The organism is Bacillus sp. LBA3-1-1.1, from assembly GCF_040676495.1.
GTDB classification, from domain to species: domain Bacteria; phylum Bacillota; class Bacilli; order Bacillales; family Bacillaceae_G; genus Bacillus_A; species Bacillus_A nitratireducens.
This window is the reverse complement of record NZ_JBEGIB010000022.1, coordinates 278,400-300,475: the sequence shown is the minus strand read 5'-3', so window position 1 is coordinate 300,475 and position 22,076 is coordinate 278,400. Positions and strand designations below refer to the sequence as shown.

The following is a 22,076-nucleotide window of genomic DNA, read 5'->3' as shown; positions in this document are numbered from 1 at the left end:
CCAGGTGAAGGAACGGAAACACCAGGTGAAGGAACGGAAACACCAGGTGAAGGAACAGAAAAGCCAGGTGAAGGAGCAGAAAAGCCAGGCGAAGGAACAGAAAAGCCAGGTGAAGAAACAGGAAAGCCTAATTTACCAGAAAAAGGACCGGGTTCTTCTAATAATCAACAACTGCCAGCTACAGGGCATGATATGAATTATCTTCCATTCGTCGGTTTTGTTCTTCTGTTATTAGGAATACGTTTAAGATTTATGACTAAAAATAGTTAATAGATGTATAAAAGGCATAAGAGGAATGTTATCTCTTATGCCTTTAAGTTATTAATAGAAGAAATAAGGTAAAACCTTCTGTATTGACCTGCAAACTCCCTTCAAGTAAACTAAAGAGAGTTTGCAAATGAAAAGGTGATAATGTTGTTAATTTCAATTAAAACGTTACAAGACGATCGTTTTTTACGTCCGCTACAAAATATTGGCGGTTTATTTTTTGAAGAGAGCACGATAGGGTTTGATAAAGAAGAAGCAAATCTTATCGTTGATATACAGATAGAAGGTAATGTGACAGCATCGGCTCGTTTAACAGATGTTGCGACTGGAAATGTATATGAAGAAACATTCTCGAAAGATTTATCTGCTTTCACAGAAGAAAAAGAACGTATGAAGCAAGTGAAACATGTTGTTTCTTACGTATATCTTTCTGTGCTTCAACAGCTAACTGGACTTGAACAGAGCTGGGGAATTTTAACTGGGGTACGCCCAACGAAGCTTCTTCACAAACTGCTTCAAAATGGTATGTCAAAAGAAGAAGCGCACCAAGAACTTCGTGAAAGTTATTTAATTCATGAAGAGAAAATTGAACTTCTTCAGCGTATTGTTGATTGCCAATTAGCGGTGGTTCCAGATTTATACCGCTTGAAAGAAGAAGTAAGTATTTATATCGGTATTCCGTTTTGTCCTACAAAATGTGCGTACTGTACGTTCCCTGCTTACGCAATTAACGGACGCCAAGGATCTGTTGATTCATTCTTAGGCGGTTTACATTATGAAGTTCGTGAAATTGGTAAGTTTTTAAAAGAAAAAGGCGTTAAAGTTACGACGATTTATTACGGCGGTGGTACGCCGACGAGTATTACAGCAGAAGAGATGGATATGCTGTATGAAGAAATGTACCAAGCGTTCCCTGATGTGAAAGATGTACGTGAAGTAACAGTTGAGGCAGGTCGCCCAGATACGATTACACCAGCGAAGCTAGAAGTGTTAAATAAATGGAACATTGACCGTATTAGTATTAATCCGCAGTCATACCATCAAGAAACACTAAAGGCGATTGGACGTCATCATACTGTAGAAGAAACAATTGAGAAGTATCATTTAGCACGTGAAATGGGAATGAACAATATTAATATGGACTTAATTATTGGTCTTCCTGGTGAAGGATTAGACATCTTTAAGCATACGTTAGATGAAACAGAAAAGTTAATGCCAGAATCGTTAACAGTTCATACGTTATCATTTAAACGTGCTTCTGAAATGACGCAAAACAAACGTAAATATAAAGTAGCAGGTCGCGAAGAAATCACTGCGATGATGCATGAGGCGGAAGAGTGGACGAAGAACCACAATTACGTGCCATACTATTTATATCGTCAAAAAAATATTTTAGGTAACTTAGAAAACGTTGGGTATGCAATGCCTACGCAAGAAAGTATCTACAATATTGTTATTATGGAAGAAGTACAATCGATTATCGGACTTGGTTGCGGGGCATCAAGTAAATTTGTTCACCCACAAACAGGAGCAATTACACACTTTGCGAATCCGAAAGATCCAAAATCATATAACGATGGCTTTGTGAAATATACAGAAGATAAACTGAAAATTTTAGAAGAGCTATTCGCGTAAGAAAAAGAGGCTATCCCAATTTTGGGATGGCCTCTTTTTAATATAGGGGCTATTGCCCACCATTTTTGTTGGTAACTCGATATATTTTGAATATCGACGACATAATTTCAATTACCAAGATGCCGCACTGTTTGTAAAACTATGTCGATAATAATCAGAAAAATTAGTCATATTATTAGAGGACAATGTCTACTTATAGACGAAATGATAGATTTATGAAAGAGAAAAGGGGGAAATTGTTGGCATGTACATGACGATAGGGAGAATTTTTGATTTAGCAGTTGGCAAGTATCCAAATAAAGAGGCGTTAGTAGAACCAGAAAAAAATATTCGCTGGACATATAAACAGTGGGATGAGCAAATAAATAAAACGGCGCAAGCTCTATTGAAAGAAGGAGTAAGAAAAGGAGACTCTGTATCTGTTTACTTATATAACTGTCGTGAATTTGTAAACGTTTACTTAGCCTGTGCCAAAATTGGGGCGATCTTTAACCCGATTAATTTCCGCTTAAAAGCAAAAGAATTATCGTATATCCTCCAAGATGCAGCCTCGAAAGTAGTTGTCTTTGAAAAAGCAGTCGAATCAACTGTTGCTATGATTGAACGAGATTTTCCAAATTCGTCTTTTTGGTATGTAGAAGACGATACACCTTCCTATGCGAGTTCTTACCATGAAAAAGTAAATGAAGCATCAGCTGAAAAAGTAGATATTGTAGTAGATGAGATGGATTATTGTTCTATGCTTTATACGAGTGGTACGACTGGTCATCCGAAAGGTGTACTACATCGCCATCGTGATATGGCGGAGCATAGTATGATTTGTACGTATTTCATAAAATATAACAGGGATAGCGCCGGACTTGTGGTAGCGCCTTTATATCATTGCGGCGAGTTAAATGCTGGAATCATACCGCGCATTCAAGTTGGCGGAAAGAATGTTATTTTACATCATTTTGATACGGATAGAGTGTTACATACAATTCAAGAAGAGAAGATTACGACGTTTTTTGCAGCACCAACGATGTGGAATATGTTACTGCAAAAAGATTTATCCCAGTATGATTTAACTTCGATGAAAATCGGTGTATATGGCGGGGCTGCGATGGCTCCTGCACTAGTGAAGGAATGTAAAGAGCGTCTTTATATTGATCTTGTCCAAATTTACGGAATGACAGAAATGGGACCGGTTGTTGCGTTTCTTGTGGAAGAGGATCAAATTACGAAAGCTGGTTCAGCTGGAACACCGTGCTTTAGCCATGAAATTAGAATTGTTAAACCGAACGAAGATGCACCAGCAGAGCCAGATGATGTATTGCCTCCTTATGAAGTAGGGGAAATTATTTTGCGCGGCCCGACTATGATGGCTGGATATCATAATCGAGAAGAAGCAAATGCAAAATCGATGTATAAAGGCTGGTATCATTCTGGTGATTTAGGCTATTTCGATAAAGACGGTTATTTATTCGTTGCAGATCGCGTTGATGATATGGTAATTAGCGGTGGTGTAAATATTTATCCACGTGAAATTGAAGATTTCCTTCATAGTCACCCTGGTGTATTAGATGTTGCAGTACTTGGTGAGCCAGATGAATTATGGGGAGAGCGTGTCGTTGCGGTCGTTGTAAAGAAAGATGAACATATTTCAGAAGCCGATTTAGAAACGTATTGTAAAGAAAGTGATGAATTAGCAGATTATAAACGTCCGCGTCATTACTTATTTGTAGATGAACTTCCTCGTAATGCGAGCGGGAAATTACAAAAATTTGTGCTAAGAGAGTCGTTGAAAGGCGCAAAACAATAGGGGGCTATCTTTACAAATAAGATTATCTTTCTTAATAAGGAAATAGTGTCAAGCTCTTCTGTTTTTAGTTTGAGAACGGGCTGTATATAAAAAGTGGAGACTATGTGTCCCCGCTTTTTATTATTCTTGTACGCATATAAGTTTGTTGATGAAAGATTTAATTTATACCTTTTAAAATCGCATGCTTTATTTTTTTGCGAAATCGAGTGATTAGTGTAATGATAATAATACCGAAAATAATTTTCCAAATGTGTTGTTCAAGTACTAGGAATATATTTTCTAAGTTTTCCCCTAACCAGTAACCACCGATTAAGAAGAATGATACCCAAAATAGGGCGCCTGCATAAATTGTCATCGCAAAACGGCGAAACGGTAAGTTGATAATTCCTGCAAAGTAGCCTGTGAAGTGGCGAACGCCTGGAATGAAAAAAGCGATAAAGATTAGAAAGTATCCGTATTTATCAAACCACATTTTCGTTAAATTAATTTTTCGTTCTGTTAAAAATACATATTTCCCGTATTTCTGAATGAAAGGCATACCAAGTTTATTCCCTAAAAAGTATTGGAATGTCATACCCGCGCTTGTCCCAATAAAGGATAAAACAATTAAAATTGGTAAACTTAAATCACCTTGATGTGATAAAAATCCTGCATAGGCTAATGTTGGCTCTCCTGGAAACGGAAGAGCAATATATTCTAATAGTAATCCGACAAGTACTACATAATACCCATATTGCTGAAATAATTCGTGAATCCATTCCATGTTGTGCGCTCCTTTTTATATTGAAGTTGTTATACATCTTCCTCTCTTTCGCACTAATCGAACTGAACCAATAGTAGTAGAGTTTGGCTGGAGGATCTAGGTTAGTATGATTTTTGACAACTACTCACGATCATACTGAATATAGCTCTTTGCTAAGTAGCAAAGAGCATCGAAGTGTAAATGTTACTATTAGTTAAAGTCATAGCGGTATAAAAATACGTTGAAATCTTCTTCTTTTGGCCCGAAATTCACTGCTTTTTCTTGTATACGTTGGAAGTTTTGTTTGTCATAAAATGTATAGTTACATTCATTATCTGTATATAAATATAAAGATGTTACATCTTCTTTTGTCATGTATTGGAATAAATGGTTCAATAAATATTTTCCAACTCCAAGACCTCTCGATTCTTCGGATACGATGAATAATTGTATACAGCCTTGAAAATGATCTTCTTTTCCTTGAATGAGTTCTTTATATGTTTTTTGAACCTTTATAAATGCCTTTAAAAATTCTCTATTCTCTTTATTCGTTATGAATAGTTTCATCGTGTTAAAGGCAAAGCTAACAGTATTATGGAATTTCTTTAAACGGTTTTTATCTTTTTCGGAATCGCCTAAAATGACACCGATAACTTTATTATCTTTTTCAGCTACCTTACTAAAGGAACTTCCTAAAATGCAACTGTGTAGATAGAAGTTTAATATTGAATTTAAAAATTTTTTATCTGTAATGAATTCATTAAATCCAAATGCCTCACCAATTAAATGTTTTATAGGCTCATAGTCTTCCTTAACAAGACTTCTATATTTTACTGTGTTCATAATTGTATACTCCCTTTATCGATATAAATGACTTATTATAAATAGTAAGGTCTCCTCTAAGGGGAGGGTCAATAGTTGAGTGAGAAAAAATATGAGGGAAGAGATTCAAATGAAAAAAATATTTTCTATTGGAGAAGTTGCAAAAATAAAGGATATTACGATAAAAGCACTAAGGTACTATCATAAGATGGGGATTCTTATTCCAAAACATGTTGATGAATCAACAGGATATAGATATTATTCTATAGATCAATTCATTCATATTGATATTATAAAAAGCTGTAGAGAGTTGAACACTAGTATAGTAGAACTTCAAGAGATTTTTAAGGAATGTAATACGGATAAATTGCTACAATTTTTACAATTAAAGAGAGCGGAAGCGGAAGAGCATATAAAGAAAATGAAAGAGGTAATGGAAACGATTGATGATTTACATGCGAAAGTAGGGAGTTCGCAGGAAATATTAAAGAGTGATGAAATCTCCATTGAATTTTTTGAACAGCGTTATGTCGTTGTTGCGCCTTGTAAAGAAGTAGGGAGTTTACAGGAGTTACTGTATTATTCCGATTTAGAGAAAATTGTGCAAGATTATGAAGAGAAAATGGCAATGGAAATGGGGATTCTATACAATGTCAATGAAAAGTGGGATGTAGAACCAAAGTATGTTTTTAATAAGGTACAAGATCATGTACATATGGAAGAGATGCCAAATATAAAAGTATTACCAGGCGGGAAATATGTAACATTAGCGTATAGTAAAGAAAATGAAGAAGTACGTCGAAATGTTATAATTGAATATACAAAAGAAAATAATATAGAAGTAGAGAGTTTTATTGAAGTGGAGTTAGTTAGTGATATTTTTAATACGGAGACGTATAGTTGTCAAATTCAAATTTTTATAGGGGATAGTGAGAATAAGAAGTTTTGATGCCATAATTTAAGGGATGGAACTGTTCCAAAAGCCTAATTCCTAAATATATCGACTTAACTGCAAAATACGACAATAATAACCTGCTTATTAATAAGAGAGGCCGTCCCAAAAAACTTTTGGGACGGCCTCATTGGATCGTATTATTTACGTGAGAAACCTTCTTCATCAAGGTATTCTGCAGCTTCTGGATAAGAGTTGAATGTACCGTCTAAGTTTACACCAGCGTAAACGTTCCACATGTCATCCTCTTGAATAAGAGTTAGGATATGACCGTCTTCATTACGCCATTCTTCTTCGGCAGCAGGTTCCATTGGTGCTACAATTTCCTCTGGCTCCTGTGATAGACGTTCAATTACTTTTTCAATTAATGAACGCAGTTCTTCTTCTGAAAACTCACGGATGTTAATCATGCCTTTATCATCTGTTTTATAACCTTTAATGAAGTTTGCATATACAAATCCGTTTCCATTTGGGTGTAAATGATATACAACGTTCTTTTTATCTAAACGACTTTCTTCAAAGTGAAAGTTGACGCGTTTTAATGATACGTTCTTTCTTTCTAATTCTGGGAAAGATTCAATAATCGATAATTTTTCTTCAAAAGTTAGCATAGTGCCTCCAAGTATATAGTAAAAGATTTAATTTGTTCATTATAGCATAGTTGCAATTGTTTCCAAAGGTAAGGAGGAAACTTTTATTTGGATGCGTTTACGTCACGATACTGTAAAAAGTGGGCTAACGAATGTATTCTTTTAGGTGTACAATGGAACGTGGACTTAATGAGAAGGTGGTTAGTTATATGTTTCAAAAAATAGCAAAGGAATGTTTAGCAGGGTTTACTGTTGCGATTGTTGCTTTGCCGCTAGCAATTGCATTTGGTATTGCCGCAACGGGAACGTCTGAGGGAGCGCTAGTCGGATTGTATGGTGCGATTTTTGCAGGTTTGTTTGCGGCATTATTTGGTGGTACACCGGGGCAAGTAACGGGTCCTACTGGGCCGATTACAGTTATTGCAACAGGTGTTATTGCAACTCACGGATTAGAGGCGAGTTTTATAGCCTTTATGATGGCAGGGTTATTTCAAATTTTATTTGGTGTATGTAAGCTAGGCTCTTACGTTCGGTATATTCCGTATCCTGTTGTTTCAGGGTTTATGAATGGGATTGCACTTATTATTATTTTAGGTGAAATGAAGCACGTACAAAATAGCTTTCTGCTTGTGTTGTTAACGATCATTGTAATGATTGTTTCTGGAAAATGGATTAAGGCCATTCCATCAAGTTTAGTAGCATTAGTAGGTGTTACAGTAACGTTGCCGTTGTTTTCTTCTATGCTACAAGGAATTACGGTAAACTTACCAGTTGTAGGAACTCTTTCTTTAAATAAGATGATTGAAAAGATAGGTGCAATTCCAGAGGCGATGCCATCTCTTCACGTACCAACTTTAGACGCAAATGGTATGTTAGCACTTGTATTACCAGCACTTAGTATTGCTTTACTAGGATCAATTGACTCATTACTAACATCTGTTGTAATGGATAATGTGACGGGAACGCGTCATAAAAGCAATAAAGAGTTAATCGGACAAGGTATTGGTAATATTGCGAGTGGTTTGTTCGGCGGATTAGCAGGAGCAGGTGCAACTGTTAGATCCATCGTCAATATAAGAAGCGGGGGGAAGACGGCACTTTCAGCTTGTATGCATAGTGTCATCTTATTCATTTTCATTATGGGACTTGGTTCAGTGGTACAATATATTCCGCTTGCTGTATTATCAGGTATTTTAATTTTAACTGGTATTGGAATGTTTGATTGGGAAAGTATGAAGAAGATGCATGTAGCACCAAGAGGCGATGTAGTTGTAATGCTCGTAACGATGTTTGTGACAGTGAAATTTGATTTAATGGTTGCTGTTGCGTTTGGCATTATTCTTTCTTTCATTATATACATGGTGAAGTGTAAAGAACGTAAAGCTTCTATTATAAAAGAAAAAGAAGCGACGTATACAATTCAGGGGCCACTTTCATTTCTAACAGTAGATCGTATTTTTGCTTCTTTACAAGATGTGAAGTCACCAGTTATTTTACGGATGAAAGATGTACGCTATATGGATGTATCAGGGGCTATGGCATTATTAAACTTTGTTGAGCAATCGGATAAAGTAGGAGCGAGTGTGACACTGGAACATATACATCCGCATGTTGAAAAGACGATAGTGATGATGGCGAATAATGAGCAAAAAGAGAAATTACGATTTTTAGAAACTAAAGCTATGTAATAATAAGGACTTTCACATGGAATGCTTTGTAGAGTGTGAAAGTTTTTATTATTTTTACTGTGTTTGTTATATTTGGGATTCGTATATCTGGATGTTGCAAGTTTGTTGATAATTGATTTTCTACACATTATAGTAACATCTTAGATTAGCAATGTGCTATTATAATAAGGTATATGAATTTTGGGATTCCTTTATATTCAGAAGGAAGAGCTTTAAGCTGGAGGGAATATTTGATGTACAAACAGTTACCACATGGAGTGAAGATCGGGATTACACGATCAATTGTTGTTTCTTTTGAGAGATATATGAAAGAAATTGAATGGAATGAAGAAAAATTTGATATGCAGCAATTTCTTGAACAGTGGAAACAATATTTATACACAAAATCAACTTGGATTAATAAAGTAGACGACGAGTTGAAAGGACATCCAGATTTCCATCAAGCATTAGCGATGAAAGTAAATGAAAAAATTAATGAGCTTATTAGTGAGAAACCAAGCGAAGAACAATTAGAGCAGTTAAAACAGAGCGACGTAAAGCATGTTGATGAAATGTGTAAACTAGAAGCGGAGTATCATATTGAACGTTTATTAGTAACGAAGTAGATTTTACATAAAAAATAGAGCCTATCCTAAAGAGGTGATGACCATCTTTTAGGATAGGCTTTTTTGTATATTAGTCTTGTGGTACAAATGCTGTCCAGCTAGATAAATCCATATTTTGTTTCAAGATGGATGAAGCAGGGAAAACAAATGACCATGGTTTTGTAGTATTCGCTTTAATTTCAAGATTCGGTAACGTGAAAGCACCTTTAACAACGACTTCTCCAGAAGCATCCTCAATATGAAGGGGAAGTTGTTCTAGTTGAATGCTGTCTTTATAGCCGTTACGAATTAGCAGTGTTGTATGTAAATCGCCGTTCTCTTTCAGTGCGGCTTGTAAACCTAGGAAGTTAATTTCACCTTCACTTGGAGGCGTTAAATTGTCTACAAAATTACGTAAAGATTCTTTGCTTGCTTCAGGTAACTGAGCTTCCCAAGATGGATCTAAATCTAGTTCGTGCTTACTTTCAAGTTCGAAAGCTAATTCCCAATCTGATTGAGATAGTTCAGCTTCAGTTATTGTTTCTTGCTCAAATGTAAATATGAAAGGCATATTCACATTTGCAGGAATATCTCCAAGAGCAGACAGGTTAAATGTTTTACGTGCGCACAGCTTTTTATCTTTGTTTAATAGAAGTAATGTAACTTCTTCGAAAGAAATCGGTTTTGGGACACTGCTGCGAATGAACGCAGCTACATCGTATGCACCATCACGTTTTTCAATTTCAATTCCTGATAAAGAAATTTGATATTCTTGTAAAAGTGGTAATTCTTTATGTAAGAATTGGTAAATGTATTTTTGTTCTTGTGCTACTTCACCCCAGCTAGGATGGAAGTAAAGAACAGGCTTTACTGCTTTATTTTGAGAAGTAGTTTCTTCTTGTCCAAATAATTGATTACTAGAAACAGTAGTATCTTTTCCTTTTTTCTTTGCCTTTTTCAGGAATGATAACATAAATTTTCACCTCATGATTGTACGTTTTCTGGGACTGCTAAATGTCTCGCGATATAGCGGCACATTTCTTTTTCAAAATTACCGTAAGTGTATAAGAAAATATCCAAACCTTCTTTTTGGTAAAGGCGAGTTGGATCTTCTTGTTGATATTGTCTTAAGCCAATACCTTCTTTTAAGTGAGTCATTGCATCTAAGTGACTTACCCAGTTTTGATCTAGGAAGTGTAAACCAACGTAGCGCAGTGATTGTTGTAAATCCGCATGGTTATTTAATTCTTGTACACGTTCGATATAGCTAGAAATTGTATCTTTTAAAACGATTTGTAAATCCTCAGGCGAATGTACGTCGTTCGCAGATAATAGCGGCAAAGTTTCAGCCGGTAAAATTTCTTTAATAGATGCTGTTAAACTAGTGAAATCCCATTCTTCAGGAAGCATTCCTTCGAAAAGGTGCTGTTTAGCAATTGCATCTACAGAATGTCCAATCATTGGAATAACAAGTTCTATCATATTTGTTTCTTCTTTTAATAAATTGTTGCGCAGTGTATAGATAACATTACGTTGATCATTAATTACATCATCTAGTTTTAAATTATATTCACGCATTGAGTAATGACTACCTTCACAAATTAATTGTGTACGGTTAATGAAATCATGAACTTTAGATGTATGAATAAGTCCCGTTTTGTCAGTTTTTAGTGATTTTTCTAACTTTTCTACTTCTTCGTGTGCGAAGCGCTTTAGCATCTCATCCTCTAAAGATAGGAGGAATTGAGAGCTTCCTGGATCACCTTGGCGGCCAGCTCGTCCTTTAAGTTGGTTATCAACACGGCGGGATTCATGACGTTCTGTTCCAATTACATGTAATCCACCAAGTGCGTGGACACCTTCACCTAGTAAAATATCCGTACCTCGGCCTGCCATATTTGTAGCGATTGTAATTTGACCTTTTTGTCCAGCAGTTGCGATCAAATCGGCTTCTTGTTCTGCACTCTTCGCGTTTAATAATTGATATTTGATGTTTGCTTCATCTAAGTAACGAGCAACTGTTTCAGATTGTAAGATAGACATCGTCCCAATTAAAATAGGGCGTCCTTGCTTATGGTGTTTTAGAACTTCTTCACGCACAGCTTTATATTTATCATCAGCCGTTACATATACTACATCATTTTTATCTTCACGAAGAACAGGACGGTTCGTTGGAATTGGAAGAACTTCCATATTGTATACACGGTTGAATTCTTTTTCTTCTGTTTTTGCTGTACCTGTCATACCTGATAATGCTGGATACATACGGAAGAAGTTTTGAATTGTAATAGAAGCTTGTGTTTGGTTTTCTTCTGTAATTTCTAAACCTTCTTTTGCTTCTAGTGCTTGATGCAAGCCGTCACTTAAAGAGCGACCATCCATAACGCGTCCTGTGAAAATATCTACAAGTAGTATTTTTTCATCATGCACAATATAGTCAACGTCAAGCTGGAAAGCGACGTTGGCACGTAATGATTGGATCATATAATGGTATAGAGTTTGATGCTCTAAATCATATAAGTTATCGATATCAAATAAATCTTCTATTTTTGTAATACCGTCTTCTGTAAAACTAGCTGATTTCGATTCTGCATCGTATGTATAGTGAAGGGTATCTTGGAACGATTTAATAACTTTTGCACATAAATAATGCAAATCAGAGCGACCTGATTTCTTCCCAGCAATGATAAGTGGCGTTTTCGCCTCATCAATTAAAACGCTATCAATCTCATCGATAATAGCAAAGTGATAGGGGCGCTGAACTTGATCATTTTGTGAAGCAGCCATATTATCGCGAAGATAATCAAAACCAAACTCTGTTCCAATACCGTATGTAATATCAGCTTCGTATGCAAGTTTCTTTTCAGAAGGATCGATTTGAGGAATATTTAATCCAACTTGTAAACCGAGAAATTCATGGACTTGGCCAATTAACTCTTTATCACGCTTTGCTAAATAGTCGTTTACCGTAATAACATGAACGCCTTTTCCTTCAAGTGCACGTACATATGTTGGAAGAGACGAAACTAATGTTTTTCCTTCACCAGTTGGCATCTCGGCAATATTACCTTCTAGTAATACTAGTCCACCAATTAACTGTACATCGTAATGGCGTAATCCAAGCACGCGTTTTGCGGCTTCGCGTACAACAGCGAATGCTTCTACTTTTATGTCATCAACTGTTTTACCATCTTTAAGCATACTTTTGAATGTGGCAGTTTTGCGACGTAATTCTTCGTCAGGTAAATCAGACATTTGTTTTTCCAAATCATTAATATCTTGAACGAGTTGTTCATATTTTTTTAGCTTTCTCTTTTGAGAATCTCCTAACAATTTCTTTACCGAATTCAGCATGTTGTAAACACTCCTCTTACTGACAATAGCTACATTATAGCACATGTTTATCTTGAACAAGTAGAAGTAGTAAATTGAAGAAAATACTGGATAAAAATACGCGTATCTTGCACATATTATATTTAAAACATAAAAAGAAAGAGAGTATTCAATATATAAGAAATTTGGTATGATAACTAAATGAGATAAAGTGATAATTCTCAAGATGAATGAATAATACTGATTTAATATTTTATGTAGATTATATATTGAAAGAAAAGAGATAGAAGATGAATAAAAAGTTTGTAAAAGGCGCAGCGATTTTAACCGTTACAACGTTTCTATCGAAAGTAGTGGGGAGTTTTTTTCAAATTCCATTGCAAAATATAGCAGGGGATGAAGTACTTGGGATTTTTCGCCTTGTTTTCCCTGTATATATGATAGCCTTAACTTTATCAGTAGCGGGAGTCCCGCTAGCAATATCCCAGTTAATAGCTGATCTTCATGAAAAGAATGATCGTGATGGAATAGCGAAATTGTTTACGTCCGCATCTATTATAGGTGTTATATTTGGGGTTCTCGGATTTTTAATTATTATTATTGGATCAAGTAGCATTGCAAATATGCTTGGTGGGCAAGAGACGAGGCTAGCATTAATTGTTACTTCTTTTGCTTTATTAATCGCACCATATATGGCAGTGTACCGTGGATATTTCCAAGGGTTCGGAGATATGATACCTACTGGTGTATCACAAGTAATTGAACAGTTGATTCGCGTGTTCTTTATGCTAACAATTGCTTATATATTTGTATATTGGAATAAAAGTAGTGATATCATAACAGGCGGAGCGATGATTGGTTCTTGTTTTGGTGTTATTACGTCACTCATATACTTGCGAATGAAATATGTGAAAAGCATGTATCGCTATAAGAGCGAAACATATTCATTACAAGATTTTAAGACAAACGCGAAAAACATACTCCGTGTTTCAATTCCAATTGCAATTGGAGCGTTATCGATGCCTGTTTTAAATTTAGTTGATTCTATAACAATTCCACATGTATTACATGAATCTTCTACAACGATTCAGGAACAGTTTGGTATATATAGCCGTGGTTTTGCATTTACGCAATTAATTGTTGTATTTGCAAGTGCAATAGTATTTCCGTTAATTCCATTATTAACAGCGGCTTTAACAAAAAAAGATATAGCTTTAGCTAAACTGACAGTAAAACGTACAAATGAGTTTGCGCACGTTTTAACAATGCCGATAACGATATGGCTTATGGCGCTCACAGTACCGCTTAATGTTGCATTATTTACAGATACAAAAGGAAGTGGTATGTTAGCTATTTTAATTGGTAGCTCGTATTTCACATCACTTATGGTATTATCAATAGGAATCTTGCAAGGGATTAATCGTTCGATGCAAGCAGCATGGATTGTCATCGGTGCAAGTTTCGTAAAAATTATATTAAATATAGCGCTAGTAAACCAATTCGGTATAAATGGAGCAGCGTATAGCACCCTAATTATTTATATAATGATTTGTATCGCAAATCATATTTATATTAGAAAAGATCTTTCTTATCCAATGGATATAGGGAAGTTTTTGGCGGTCATTGGAGTATCTAGTATTTTAGGTATAGCATTATACTTTGTGTCTACATTAATTAATGTGACAGATTCCAGGATTCTAGCAATGATATATAGTGCTGTGGCGCTAAGTGTAGCGTCAGTATTATATGGCATATGTGCACTTAAACTAAACTGGATATCGAAAGAACAAATTCCATTTTTACGTAAATAAAATCGTTTGTTATAGAAAATGAACAATATTATAAATGGGTATGACTTGTTAGATGTTTGTGGAAGAAATCAATTTGAAGTTACCAAACCTTTCTCGGCAAGGAATGGATAACAATTTGTTTAATTACAAAAAGAGTTGATTGCGAAATGTTGGAGGAGATTAAGAGTGCGGTTAGTTTTATCAGGATATTATGGTTTTTATAATGTTGGGGACGAAGCAATTTTGCAATCAATTATTAAAGCGCTACATGAAGAGGATCCTACTCTTGAGCTTGTTGTACTTTCAAATGACCCCGACTATACAAGGAAAATGTACGGTGTAGAAGCGGTAAATCGCTGGGATATAAGAGCGATTTACCGAGAAATAAAGAGAAGTAATGGTTTAATTAGCGGAGGCGGAAGTCTCTTGCAAGATAAGACGAGTATTAAAAGTATTTTATACTATACGGGTATTATGCGACTTGCCCGTTTTTTGAAAAAGCCGTATTATATTTACGCCCAAGGAATCGGACCTATTACGAAGAAGCAAAATCGTTTATTAGTGAAATGGCATGTATCAAAGGCTGAATATATATCAGTGCGTGATGAAGACTCTTTTTTGTACTTAAAAGAAATTGGTATTAAGAAAGATATCGAACTTGTTCCAGATCCGGTATTAGCTTGTCAGCCAGAAGAAAAGAAATCCAATTGGCTTCAAAAACATTCTCTGCAAGGAAAAGTCGTTGCGGTTAGTGTAAGGTACTGGGATGCAAAAGAAGATTATATGAAGAAGTTAGCAGATACGCTGAAAAAGCTTAAGCAAGAGGGATACCATATTTTATTTGTACCGATGCATGGACCATTTGATCAAAATGCATCAAGGGATATCATTAATTTGATGGGAGAAGAAGCGCACATGCTCCCTTATAAAATGGATATTCATGAGAAAATCTCTATTTTATCAGAATGCTCCCTTTTAATAGGGATGAGGCTGCATGCTCTTATATTATCGGCAGTTGCAAACACGCCTATGATTGGAATTTCATATGATCCAAAGATCGATTCGTTTTTACAACAAGTAAATCAGCCGATTATTGGGAATGTTGATGGAGACTGGACGACAGAAACATTACATAGTATGGCGATTAAACAATTAGAGCAAACAGAATATGTACAAGAAACGTTAGGACAAAGGGTAGAGGAATTGCGTGAGCAAATTTCCATAGCGTCCAAATATATTATTAATGACTTATATGCAAAAGAGTCTATTAAAAGAGGAATGGAATAGAGGCCATTCCTCTTTTAATTCAATAATTGAGTAGAAAAAAGAACAGAGGTTGTCTGTTCTTTTTTTACTATGTAAGTAAAGGTTTTGAAAGAGAAGCGTATGAAAGAAACAATGTCGAAAAAAACAACAGATTGAAGTTTTAGTTCTTCCTGAATAGGTGTGTTTTTATCTTAAAATCTTAACATTATTATATAAATAACATCGGTATAATGCGTTTTATATGAAAACAATTGGATAATGATGTCGGTTTTCTTCAAAAAAGCGACCTTAAGAATTATTTCGAACGCCAGAGAAATATAGCGTTAATTAATTTTATTATCTTTATATTTAGATATTGAAATTGTAAGTGTTTTTCTGCTATAGTTGTAAATGGTTATATAAATATTGTGCAAATGTAGTTCTGACGTATTGTTTCGTACATTTAAGATATTCCGATTTTAAAATCGGGTTATTTAAAATAAAAGTCGAAAAAAATGAACGTTAGAATTATGAGAATTCACTTTTTTGTCGGATTTAAGGATTTAAATTCGGTTAAAAATGGTTTGATGTCGTTATTATTCTGTATTACGGAATAATTTTTATATATAGGATCTTAACTACATTTATATTTACTAGTTTCAACATTAAATAGAATATCTATTTAAAATATTATGGAACTAGTATTACATTCCTGAAGGAGGAAATATAAAATGGCAAAGACTAACTCTTACAAAAAATTAATCGCTGGTACAATGACAGCAGCAATGGTAGCAGGTGTTGTATCTCCAGTAGCAGCAGCAGGTAAAACATTCCCAGACGTTCCAGCTGGTCATTGGGGAATTGATTCTATTAACTACTTAGCAGAAAAAGGCGCAATTGCAGGTAATGGCACAGGAATGTTCGAGCCTGAAAAAGAAATAACTCGTGCAGAAGCAGCTACAATGATGGCTAAAATCTTAAACTTACCAATCGAAGAGAACGCTAAACCATCTTACCCTGACGCTCAAGAAGGCTGGGCTGTAAAATACATCGCAGCTGTAGAAAAAGCGGGTGTAGTTAAAGGTAAAGATAACGGCAAATTCGAGCCAAATGGCAAAATCGACCGCGTTTCAATGGCATCTATGCTTATAGAAGCTTACAAATTAGATACTAAAGTAAACGGTACTCCAGAAACTAAATTCAAAGACTTAGAAGATAGCTGGGGTAAAGCAAAAGCTAACATCCTAGTTGAATTAGGAATCTCTGTAGGAACTGGCGACAAATGGGAGCCAAATAAAACTGTAACTAAAGCAGAAGCAGCTCAATTCATTGCTAAGACTGACAAGCAGTTCGGACAAAAATCAGAAGCTAAAGTTGAGTCTATTAAGGCAATCAACGCTAAAGAGATCGAAGTTAAACTTGGCGCTACAGTGAAAGAAGAAGATGTGAAGAACGCGAAATTCACAATTTCTCAAGGTGGTACTCCAGTAGCAGTTCCTGCAAAAATCGGTGAAGATAAAAAATCTGTAATCTTAACTCTAGAAGATGCTGATATGCTTAAAAATAACAATGCTTATGTTGTCACTGTTGAAAAATTAAAAACTGCTGAAGGCAAAGAAATTCCAAAAGCATTAGAAGTTATCTTCTTTAATGATGAAGTAGCTCCAACTGTATCTACAGTATCTACTCCAGAAGGAAAACTTAAAGTTGTATTCAGTGAAAAATTAAATGCAACAAAAGGTGCAACTGTAGTAGTTAACGGCCAAAAAGTTGAAGGTAAAGTGGAAAACAATACGTTCACTTCTAATAACGCTTTAAATCTTGAGAACGGTAAAGAATTCTCAATCATCGTAACTGGTGCTACAGATTTAGTTAATAACACTATGGAAATGTACGAAGGCAAAGCTACTTATAAAGTAGAAAAAGATGTTACAGCTCCAGAAGTTAAAGATGTTAAAGTGAAAGAACTTGCTAAAGGAAACGCTACATTAGAAGTTACATTCTCTGAAGAGATGACTAACGCGAACCTAGGTACTGTAACAGTTAAAAAAGGTAAAGAAACTTTAGTAGCTACAATTTCTGCTGATGCTCAAGATAAAACAAAAGCGGTTGTTGAAGTAAAAGACGCTTTTACAGCAGATGAAACAGCTACAAATCTTACAGTTGAACTTGTTGGTTACAAAGATGCAGCTAACAACGTAGGTCAAAAAGTATCTAAAGAAGTAAAAGTTACAAAAGATGTTGTAGCTCCTAACTTCGTAAAAGCTGTAGCAGAAAAAGAACAAGATAATGCAGCTACATTTACATTTGATAAAGAAGTGAATGTTGAAACAACTACATTTGATAAAAAAGTTGTTCGTATTATTAATCAAGATAAAAGTGAAGATGTAACAGAACAAGTAACTGCAGGAGCAGTTAAAGATAATAAAAAAGCAATCACTTTAACATTCCCAGCTGCAGGTAACTACAAAGTTGCTGCTTCAAAAGGATTTATTCAAGATACAGCTGGCAATAATTCAGCAGCATTTACTGCAGATGTAAAAGTTGATAAAAAGAAAGATGAAGAAGTAGTAAACGTAGATAAAGTAGCTCCAAAGGTAACAAGTGCAGCATTTAATAAGGCTGAAAATATTCTTGTAGTGAAATTTGACAAGGTAGTAAAAGGTGGTCAAGGTGCAGAGTCAGCTGCTAATGTAAGCAACTACACATTAGCAGGTACTAAATTACCAGAAGGTACATTGATCACTTTATCTGGTGATACTGCAACTATCGAACTACCAAAAACATTCACTTTCGAAAAATCAGAAACAGTGAAGTTTACAGTAGCTAACGTTGCAAACAAAGATGGAGTAAAAATGGGTACAACAAACTTATTATTAGATGTTGTTGATACAAAAGCTCCTGAATTTAAATCAGCTAAAGTTACAAATGTAGGAGAAAAAGAAGTAACTCTTACGTTCTCCGAAGCTGTAAACGTTGATGCAACTGACTTTGTATTTGACTTAAATGGTGTGCCATTTACAGTAACAGAAGAATCTGCTAATAAAGCAAAAGAAACTGCTTCTAAAGAAGTAGCACTTAAGCTAACAACTACAGAGAATGTTAACTTTGCAACTGGTACATTAACGCTTAAAGCTAAAGAACTTAAAGCTAATGAAACTTTAAATACAGTTGATACAGCAACTAACAAACTTGTTGCTTTCAAATCAGTAACAGCAGCTCGCTAATTGGAATTTATTTCAATGGAAAGAGTCCACATTATGTGGGCTCTTTTTTTATGGTCTAATTTTTATAAAGAACGATCTTTGAAAAATAAATTATATTTTGAAGATTTATAGTTAGCTTTATTGAGAAATAAATTGACAGCGTTTTCAAAAATGGGGAAACACCCCATTAATATGTAAATTTTTTGTAAATTCACAGCGTTTTTCGTTAAAAAAACATTCAAAAAAAAGAAGAAAATGTCGAATTATAATAATTTAAGTCGAATACAGTCCGAAAATTGCATTTATTGTAAAAAACATTTAGGTGATGAAGTGGAAATATGTGCTATAATTCCAATTGTGTATTCGATATGAAAAATATACGAAGCGCAGTGAAGGTGGTTTATAGGAAAACAGTTTGTTCATTTCTATATTTTGGTATTATTGATATCCAAATAATACAATCAAAAGACTGAATTATCAGAAAATGTCGAATCTTCTTTTGAGAAAGTTCTTGATAACGAATAGTTTTGTATAGTATGATGAACTTGTTTCAAAAAATGGTATTTAAACCTTATATTTACATTTATAGGTTTATATCATTTTATTATGTGAACTGCTTTTTTTATGGTATTTTATATTTTTGTTAATGTTTTTTATTGTTTTATGGCTTTTCTAACTAGCTAGTTTTCAAATTACATATGATATGAAACTAGTAGCATATTCCTGAAGGAGGAAAATTATAAAATGGCAAAGACTAACTCTTACAAAAAATTAATCGCTGGTACAATGACAGCAGCAATGGTAGCAGGTGTTGTATCTCCAGTAGCAGCAGCAGGTAAATCATTCCCGGACGTTCCAGCTGATCATTGGGCATTAGATTCTATTAACTACTTAGTAGAAAAAGGTGCGATTACTGGTAAACCAGATGGTACATATGGTCCAGCTGAAGCAATCGATCGTGCTTCTGCAGCAGTAATTTTCACTAAAATTTTAAGATTACCAGTTGATGAAAATGCTAAACCTTCTTTCAAAGATGCTAAAGATTCATGGGCTGCTAAATATATTGCAGCAGTTGAAAAAGCAGGTATCGTTAAAGGTGATGGAAAAGAAAACTTCTATCCAGCCGGCAAAATCGATCGTGCTTCATTCGCGTCTATGTTAGTAAGTGCTTATAACTTAAAAGATAAAGTTAACGGTGAGTTAGTTACAACGTTTGATGATTTAAGAGATACTTGGGGTGAAGAAAAAGCTAACATCCTAATTAATCTTGGAATCTCTGTAGGTACTGGCGGCAAATGGGAGCCAACTAAATCTGTGTCTCGTGCAGAAGCAGCTCAATTTATCGCAGTAACAGATAAAAAATATGCAAAACCAGATAGCACACAAGCGTATGTAACTGATGTGAAAATTTCTGAACCAACGAAATTAACATTAACAGGAACTGGTTTAGATAAACTTTCTGCTGATGAAGTAACTCTTGAAGGTGACAAAGCAGTTGCGATTGAAGCAACCGCTGGCGGTACATCTGCAACTGTAACACTTGGTGGTAAAGTTGCTCCAAATAAAGAACTTACTGTAAAAGTGAAAAATCAATCATTCGTAACGAAATTCGTATACGAAGTTAAAAAATTAGCTGTAGAAAAATTAACATTTGATGACGATCGTTCTGGTCAAGCAGTTGCCTTCAAATTAAACGATGAAAAAGGTAACGCTGATGTTGAGTACTTAAACTTAGCAGATCATGACGTCAAATTTGTTGCAAATAACTTAGACGGTTCACCAGCAGAAATCTTTGAGGATGGAAAGTCAACTTCTGCTACAGGTAAACTTGGTGTTGGTCTTTCACACGGTGATTACAAAGTAGAAGTACAAGTTACAAAACGTGGTGGTTTAACAGTTTCTAATACTGGTATTATTACAGTGAAAAACCTTGATACACCATCTACTGCAATTAAAAATACTGTATTTGCAGTAGATGCTGATAAAAATGGTGTAGTATACGGTAATACACTTACTGGAAAAGACTTCAAGCTAAATAGCCAAAATTTAGTTGTTGGTGAAAAAGCTCAAATCCATAACGTAGTTGCTACAATTGCTGGAGAAGATAAAGTAGTTGATCCAAACTCAATTAGCATTAAATCTTCAAACCACGGCATTATCTCTGTAGTAAACAACTACATTACTGCTGAAGCTGCTGGTGAAGCTACACTTACTATTAAAGTAGGCGATGTAACGAAAGACGTTAAATTTAAAGTAACTACTGATTCTCGTAAATTACAATCAGTAAAAGCTAACCCAGACAAATTACAAGTTGTTCAAAATAAAACATTACCTGTTACATTCGTAACAACTGACCAATATGGCGATCCATTTGGTGCTAACTCAGCTTCAATTAAAGAAGTTCTTCCAAAAACAGGTGTAGTTGCTGAAGGTGGATTAGATGTAGTAACAACTGATGCTGGTTCAATTGGTACAAAAACTGTTGGTATTACAGGTAACGAAGTAGGCGAAGGTACAGTTCACTTCCAAAACGGTAACGGTAATACTTTAGGTTCATTATACGTAAACGTAACAGAAGGTAACGTTGCATTTAAAAACTTTGAGCTTGTATCTAAATTAGGTAAATACGGTGAATCACCTGATACAAAACTTGACTTAAATGTTTCTAACACAGTTGAGTATCAATTATCTAAGTACACTTCAGATCGCGTATACTCTGATCCTGAAAACTTAGAAGGCTATGTAGTAGAGTCTAAAAATCCAGCAGTAGCTGATGCTGAAATTGTTGGAAATAAAGTTGTTGTTAAAGGTTTAAAACCAGGTAAAGTTGATATTCACTTAACGAAAAATGGTGCAACTGCTGGTAAAGCGACAATCGAAATCGTTCAAGAGAAAATCGCTATTAAATCTGTAAACTTCAAACCAGTTCAAACAGTAAACTTCGTTGAGAAGAAAATTAACATCGGTACTGTGTTAGAACTTGAAGGAAGTAACCTTGATGATATCGTTAAAGGTATTAACTTAACGAAAGAAACACAACATAAAGTACGTGTTGTAAAATCTGGTGACAACCAAGGTAAACTTTATCTTGATACAAATGGCAATGCTCACTTCGATTTATTCGATCAAGAGCTTGGTCATGTAACAGTAAATCAAACAAGTGATTCTGCACTTCCAAACTTCAATCCGGACATCTATAATACTTTAACTACTAAGTACACTGACAAAGGTACATTAGTATTCAAAGTATTAAGAGATAAAGACGTTGTAACAAGCGAAATTGGTTCACAAGCTGTACACGTGAACGTGCTTAACAACCCAAATCTATAAGTTGATTATAGATAGAGTGAAAAATCAGTGGGGATTGATTCCCACTGATTTTTTTCGTAAATATCGAAAAGAAACCTCTTGTAATTTTTAC

15 protein-coding genes are annotated in these 22,076 nt (G+C 35.0%); 10 read left to right on the top strand and 5 right to left on the bottom strand.

What is annotated here, in order from left to right; genetic code table 11:
- The 3 genes from MRBLBA3_RS18635 to MRBLBA3_RS18625 form a co-directional block, all read left to right on the top strand.
- A partial coding sequence (locus MRBLBA3_RS18635) for an LPXTG cell wall anchor domain-containing protein (RefSeq protein WP_363382912.1) occupies nucleotides 1–270 on the top strand: 270 nt, incomplete at its 5' end.
- A 141-nt stretch (nucleotides 271–411) separates the two neighbouring features.
- Nucleotides 412–1,902, top strand: a complete 1,491-nt coding sequence (locus MRBLBA3_RS18630; RefSeq protein ID WP_363382909.1) for a coproporphyrinogen III oxidase — start codon at nucleotides 412–414, stop codon at nucleotides 1,900–1,902.
- 244 nt (nucleotides 1,903–2,146) lie between these two features.
- Nucleotides 2,147–3,703 carry a fatty acid--CoA ligase gene (locus MRBLBA3_RS18625; protein WP_212089342.1) on the top strand — a complete coding sequence of 519 codons (1,557 nt, stop codon included), beginning with the start codon at nucleotides 2,147–2,149 and terminating at the stop codon, nucleotides 3,701–3,703.
- 157 nt (nucleotides 3,704–3,860) lie between these two features.
- Here MRBLBA3_RS18625 and MRBLBA3_RS18620 read toward each other — a convergent pair whose 3' ends face one another.
- Both MRBLBA3_RS18620 and MRBLBA3_RS18615 read right to left on the bottom strand, forming a co-directional pair.
- A complete protein-coding gene (locus tag MRBLBA3_RS18620) occupies nucleotides 3,861–4,466 on the bottom strand; it encodes a DedA family protein (RefSeq protein WP_000454768.1) in 606 nt (201 codons plus the stop codon).
- A 189-nt stretch (nucleotides 4,467–4,655) separates the two neighbouring features.
- Nucleotides 4,656–5,288: a GNAT family N-acetyltransferase gene (locus MRBLBA3_RS18615; protein WP_098356635.1), complete on the bottom strand. Its 633-nt coding sequence runs from the start codon at nucleotides 5,286–5,288 to the stop codon at nucleotides 4,656–4,658.
- A 79-nt stretch (nucleotides 5,289–5,367) separates the two neighbouring features.
- Between MRBLBA3_RS18615 and MRBLBA3_RS18610 the strand changes: the two genes are divergently transcribed.
- Nucleotides 5,368–6,216 carry a MerR family transcriptional regulator gene (locus MRBLBA3_RS18610; protein WP_363382904.1) on the top strand — a complete coding sequence of 283 codons (849 nt, stop codon included), beginning with the start codon at nucleotides 5,368–5,370 and terminating at the stop codon, nucleotides 6,214–6,216.
- A gap of 143 nt (nucleotides 6,217–6,359) precedes the next feature.
- Here the strand turns inward: MRBLBA3_RS18610 and MRBLBA3_RS18605 are convergent, their stop codons facing one another.
- On the bottom strand, nucleotides 6,360–6,830 hold the full coding sequence (locus MRBLBA3_RS18605; RefSeq protein ID WP_000955001.1) for a hypothetical protein: 471 nt from the start codon (nucleotides 6,828–6,830) through the stop codon (nucleotides 6,360–6,362).
- A gap of 188 nt (nucleotides 6,831–7,018) precedes the next feature.
- Here MRBLBA3_RS18605 and MRBLBA3_RS18600 point away from each other — a divergent pair, with 188 nt between their 5' ends.
- The gene (locus MRBLBA3_RS18600) at nucleotides 7,019–8,497 is read left to right on the top strand and encodes a SulP family inorganic anion transporter (RefSeq protein WP_363382901.1); all 1,479 of its coding nucleotides are present in this window, start codon (nucleotides 7,019–7,021) and stop codon (nucleotides 8,495–8,497) included.
- A 233-nt stretch (nucleotides 8,498–8,730) separates the two neighbouring features.
- Complete coding sequence (locus tag MRBLBA3_RS18595; protein WP_363382898.1) at nucleotides 8,731–9,102, top strand: hypothetical protein; 372 nt, start codon at nucleotides 8,731–8,733, stop codon at nucleotides 9,100–9,102.
- 70 nt (nucleotides 9,103–9,172) lie between these two features.
- Here the strand turns inward: MRBLBA3_RS18595 and MRBLBA3_RS18590 are convergent, their stop codons facing one another.
- Both MRBLBA3_RS18590 and secA2 read right to left on the bottom strand, forming a co-directional pair.
- The gene (locus MRBLBA3_RS18590; RefSeq protein ID WP_098356637.1) at nucleotides 9,173–10,054 is read right to left on the bottom strand and encodes an accessory Sec system S-layer assembly protein; all 882 of its coding nucleotides are present in this window, start codon (nucleotides 10,052–10,054) and stop codon (nucleotides 9,173–9,175) included.
- 11 nt (nucleotides 10,055–10,065) lie between these two features.
- Complete coding sequence (gene secA2 / locus MRBLBA3_RS18585; RefSeq protein ID WP_363382895.1) at nucleotides 10,066–12,435, bottom strand: accessory Sec system translocase SecA2; 2,370 nt, start codon at nucleotides 12,433–12,435, stop codon at nucleotides 10,066–10,068.
- Nucleotides 12,436–12,704: 269 nt separating this feature from the next.
- Here secA2 and MRBLBA3_RS18580 point away from each other — a divergent pair, with 269 nt between their 5' ends.
- The 4 genes from MRBLBA3_RS18580 (at nucleotide 12,705) to MRBLBA3_RS18565 (ending at nucleotide 21,985) form a co-directional block, all read left to right on the top strand.
- Nucleotides 12,705–14,225, top strand: a complete 1,521-nt coding sequence (locus MRBLBA3_RS18580) for a putative polysaccharide biosynthesis protein (protein ID WP_098270895.1) — start codon at nucleotides 12,705–12,707, stop codon at nucleotides 14,223–14,225.
- Between the two features lie 165 nt (nucleotides 14,226–14,390).
- A complete protein-coding gene (gene csaB, locus MRBLBA3_RS18575) occupies nucleotides 14,391–15,491 on the top strand; it encodes a polysaccharide pyruvyl transferase CsaB (RefSeq protein WP_098270896.1) in 1,101 nt (366 codons plus the stop codon).
- 689 nt (nucleotides 15,492–16,180) lie between these two features.
- Nucleotides 16,181–18,676, top strand: coding sequence for an S-layer homology domain-containing protein (locus MRBLBA3_RS18570; RefSeq protein ID WP_363382890.1), 2,496 nt, complete (start codon nucleotides 16,181–16,183; stop codon nucleotides 18,674–18,676).
- A gap of 723 nt (nucleotides 18,677–19,399) precedes the next feature.
- A complete protein-coding gene (locus MRBLBA3_RS18565) occupies nucleotides 19,400–21,985 on the top strand; it encodes an S-layer homology domain-containing protein (RefSeq protein WP_363382887.1) in 2,586 nt (861 codons plus the stop codon).
- The last annotated feature ends 91 nt before the right edge of the window (nucleotides 21,986–22,076 follow it).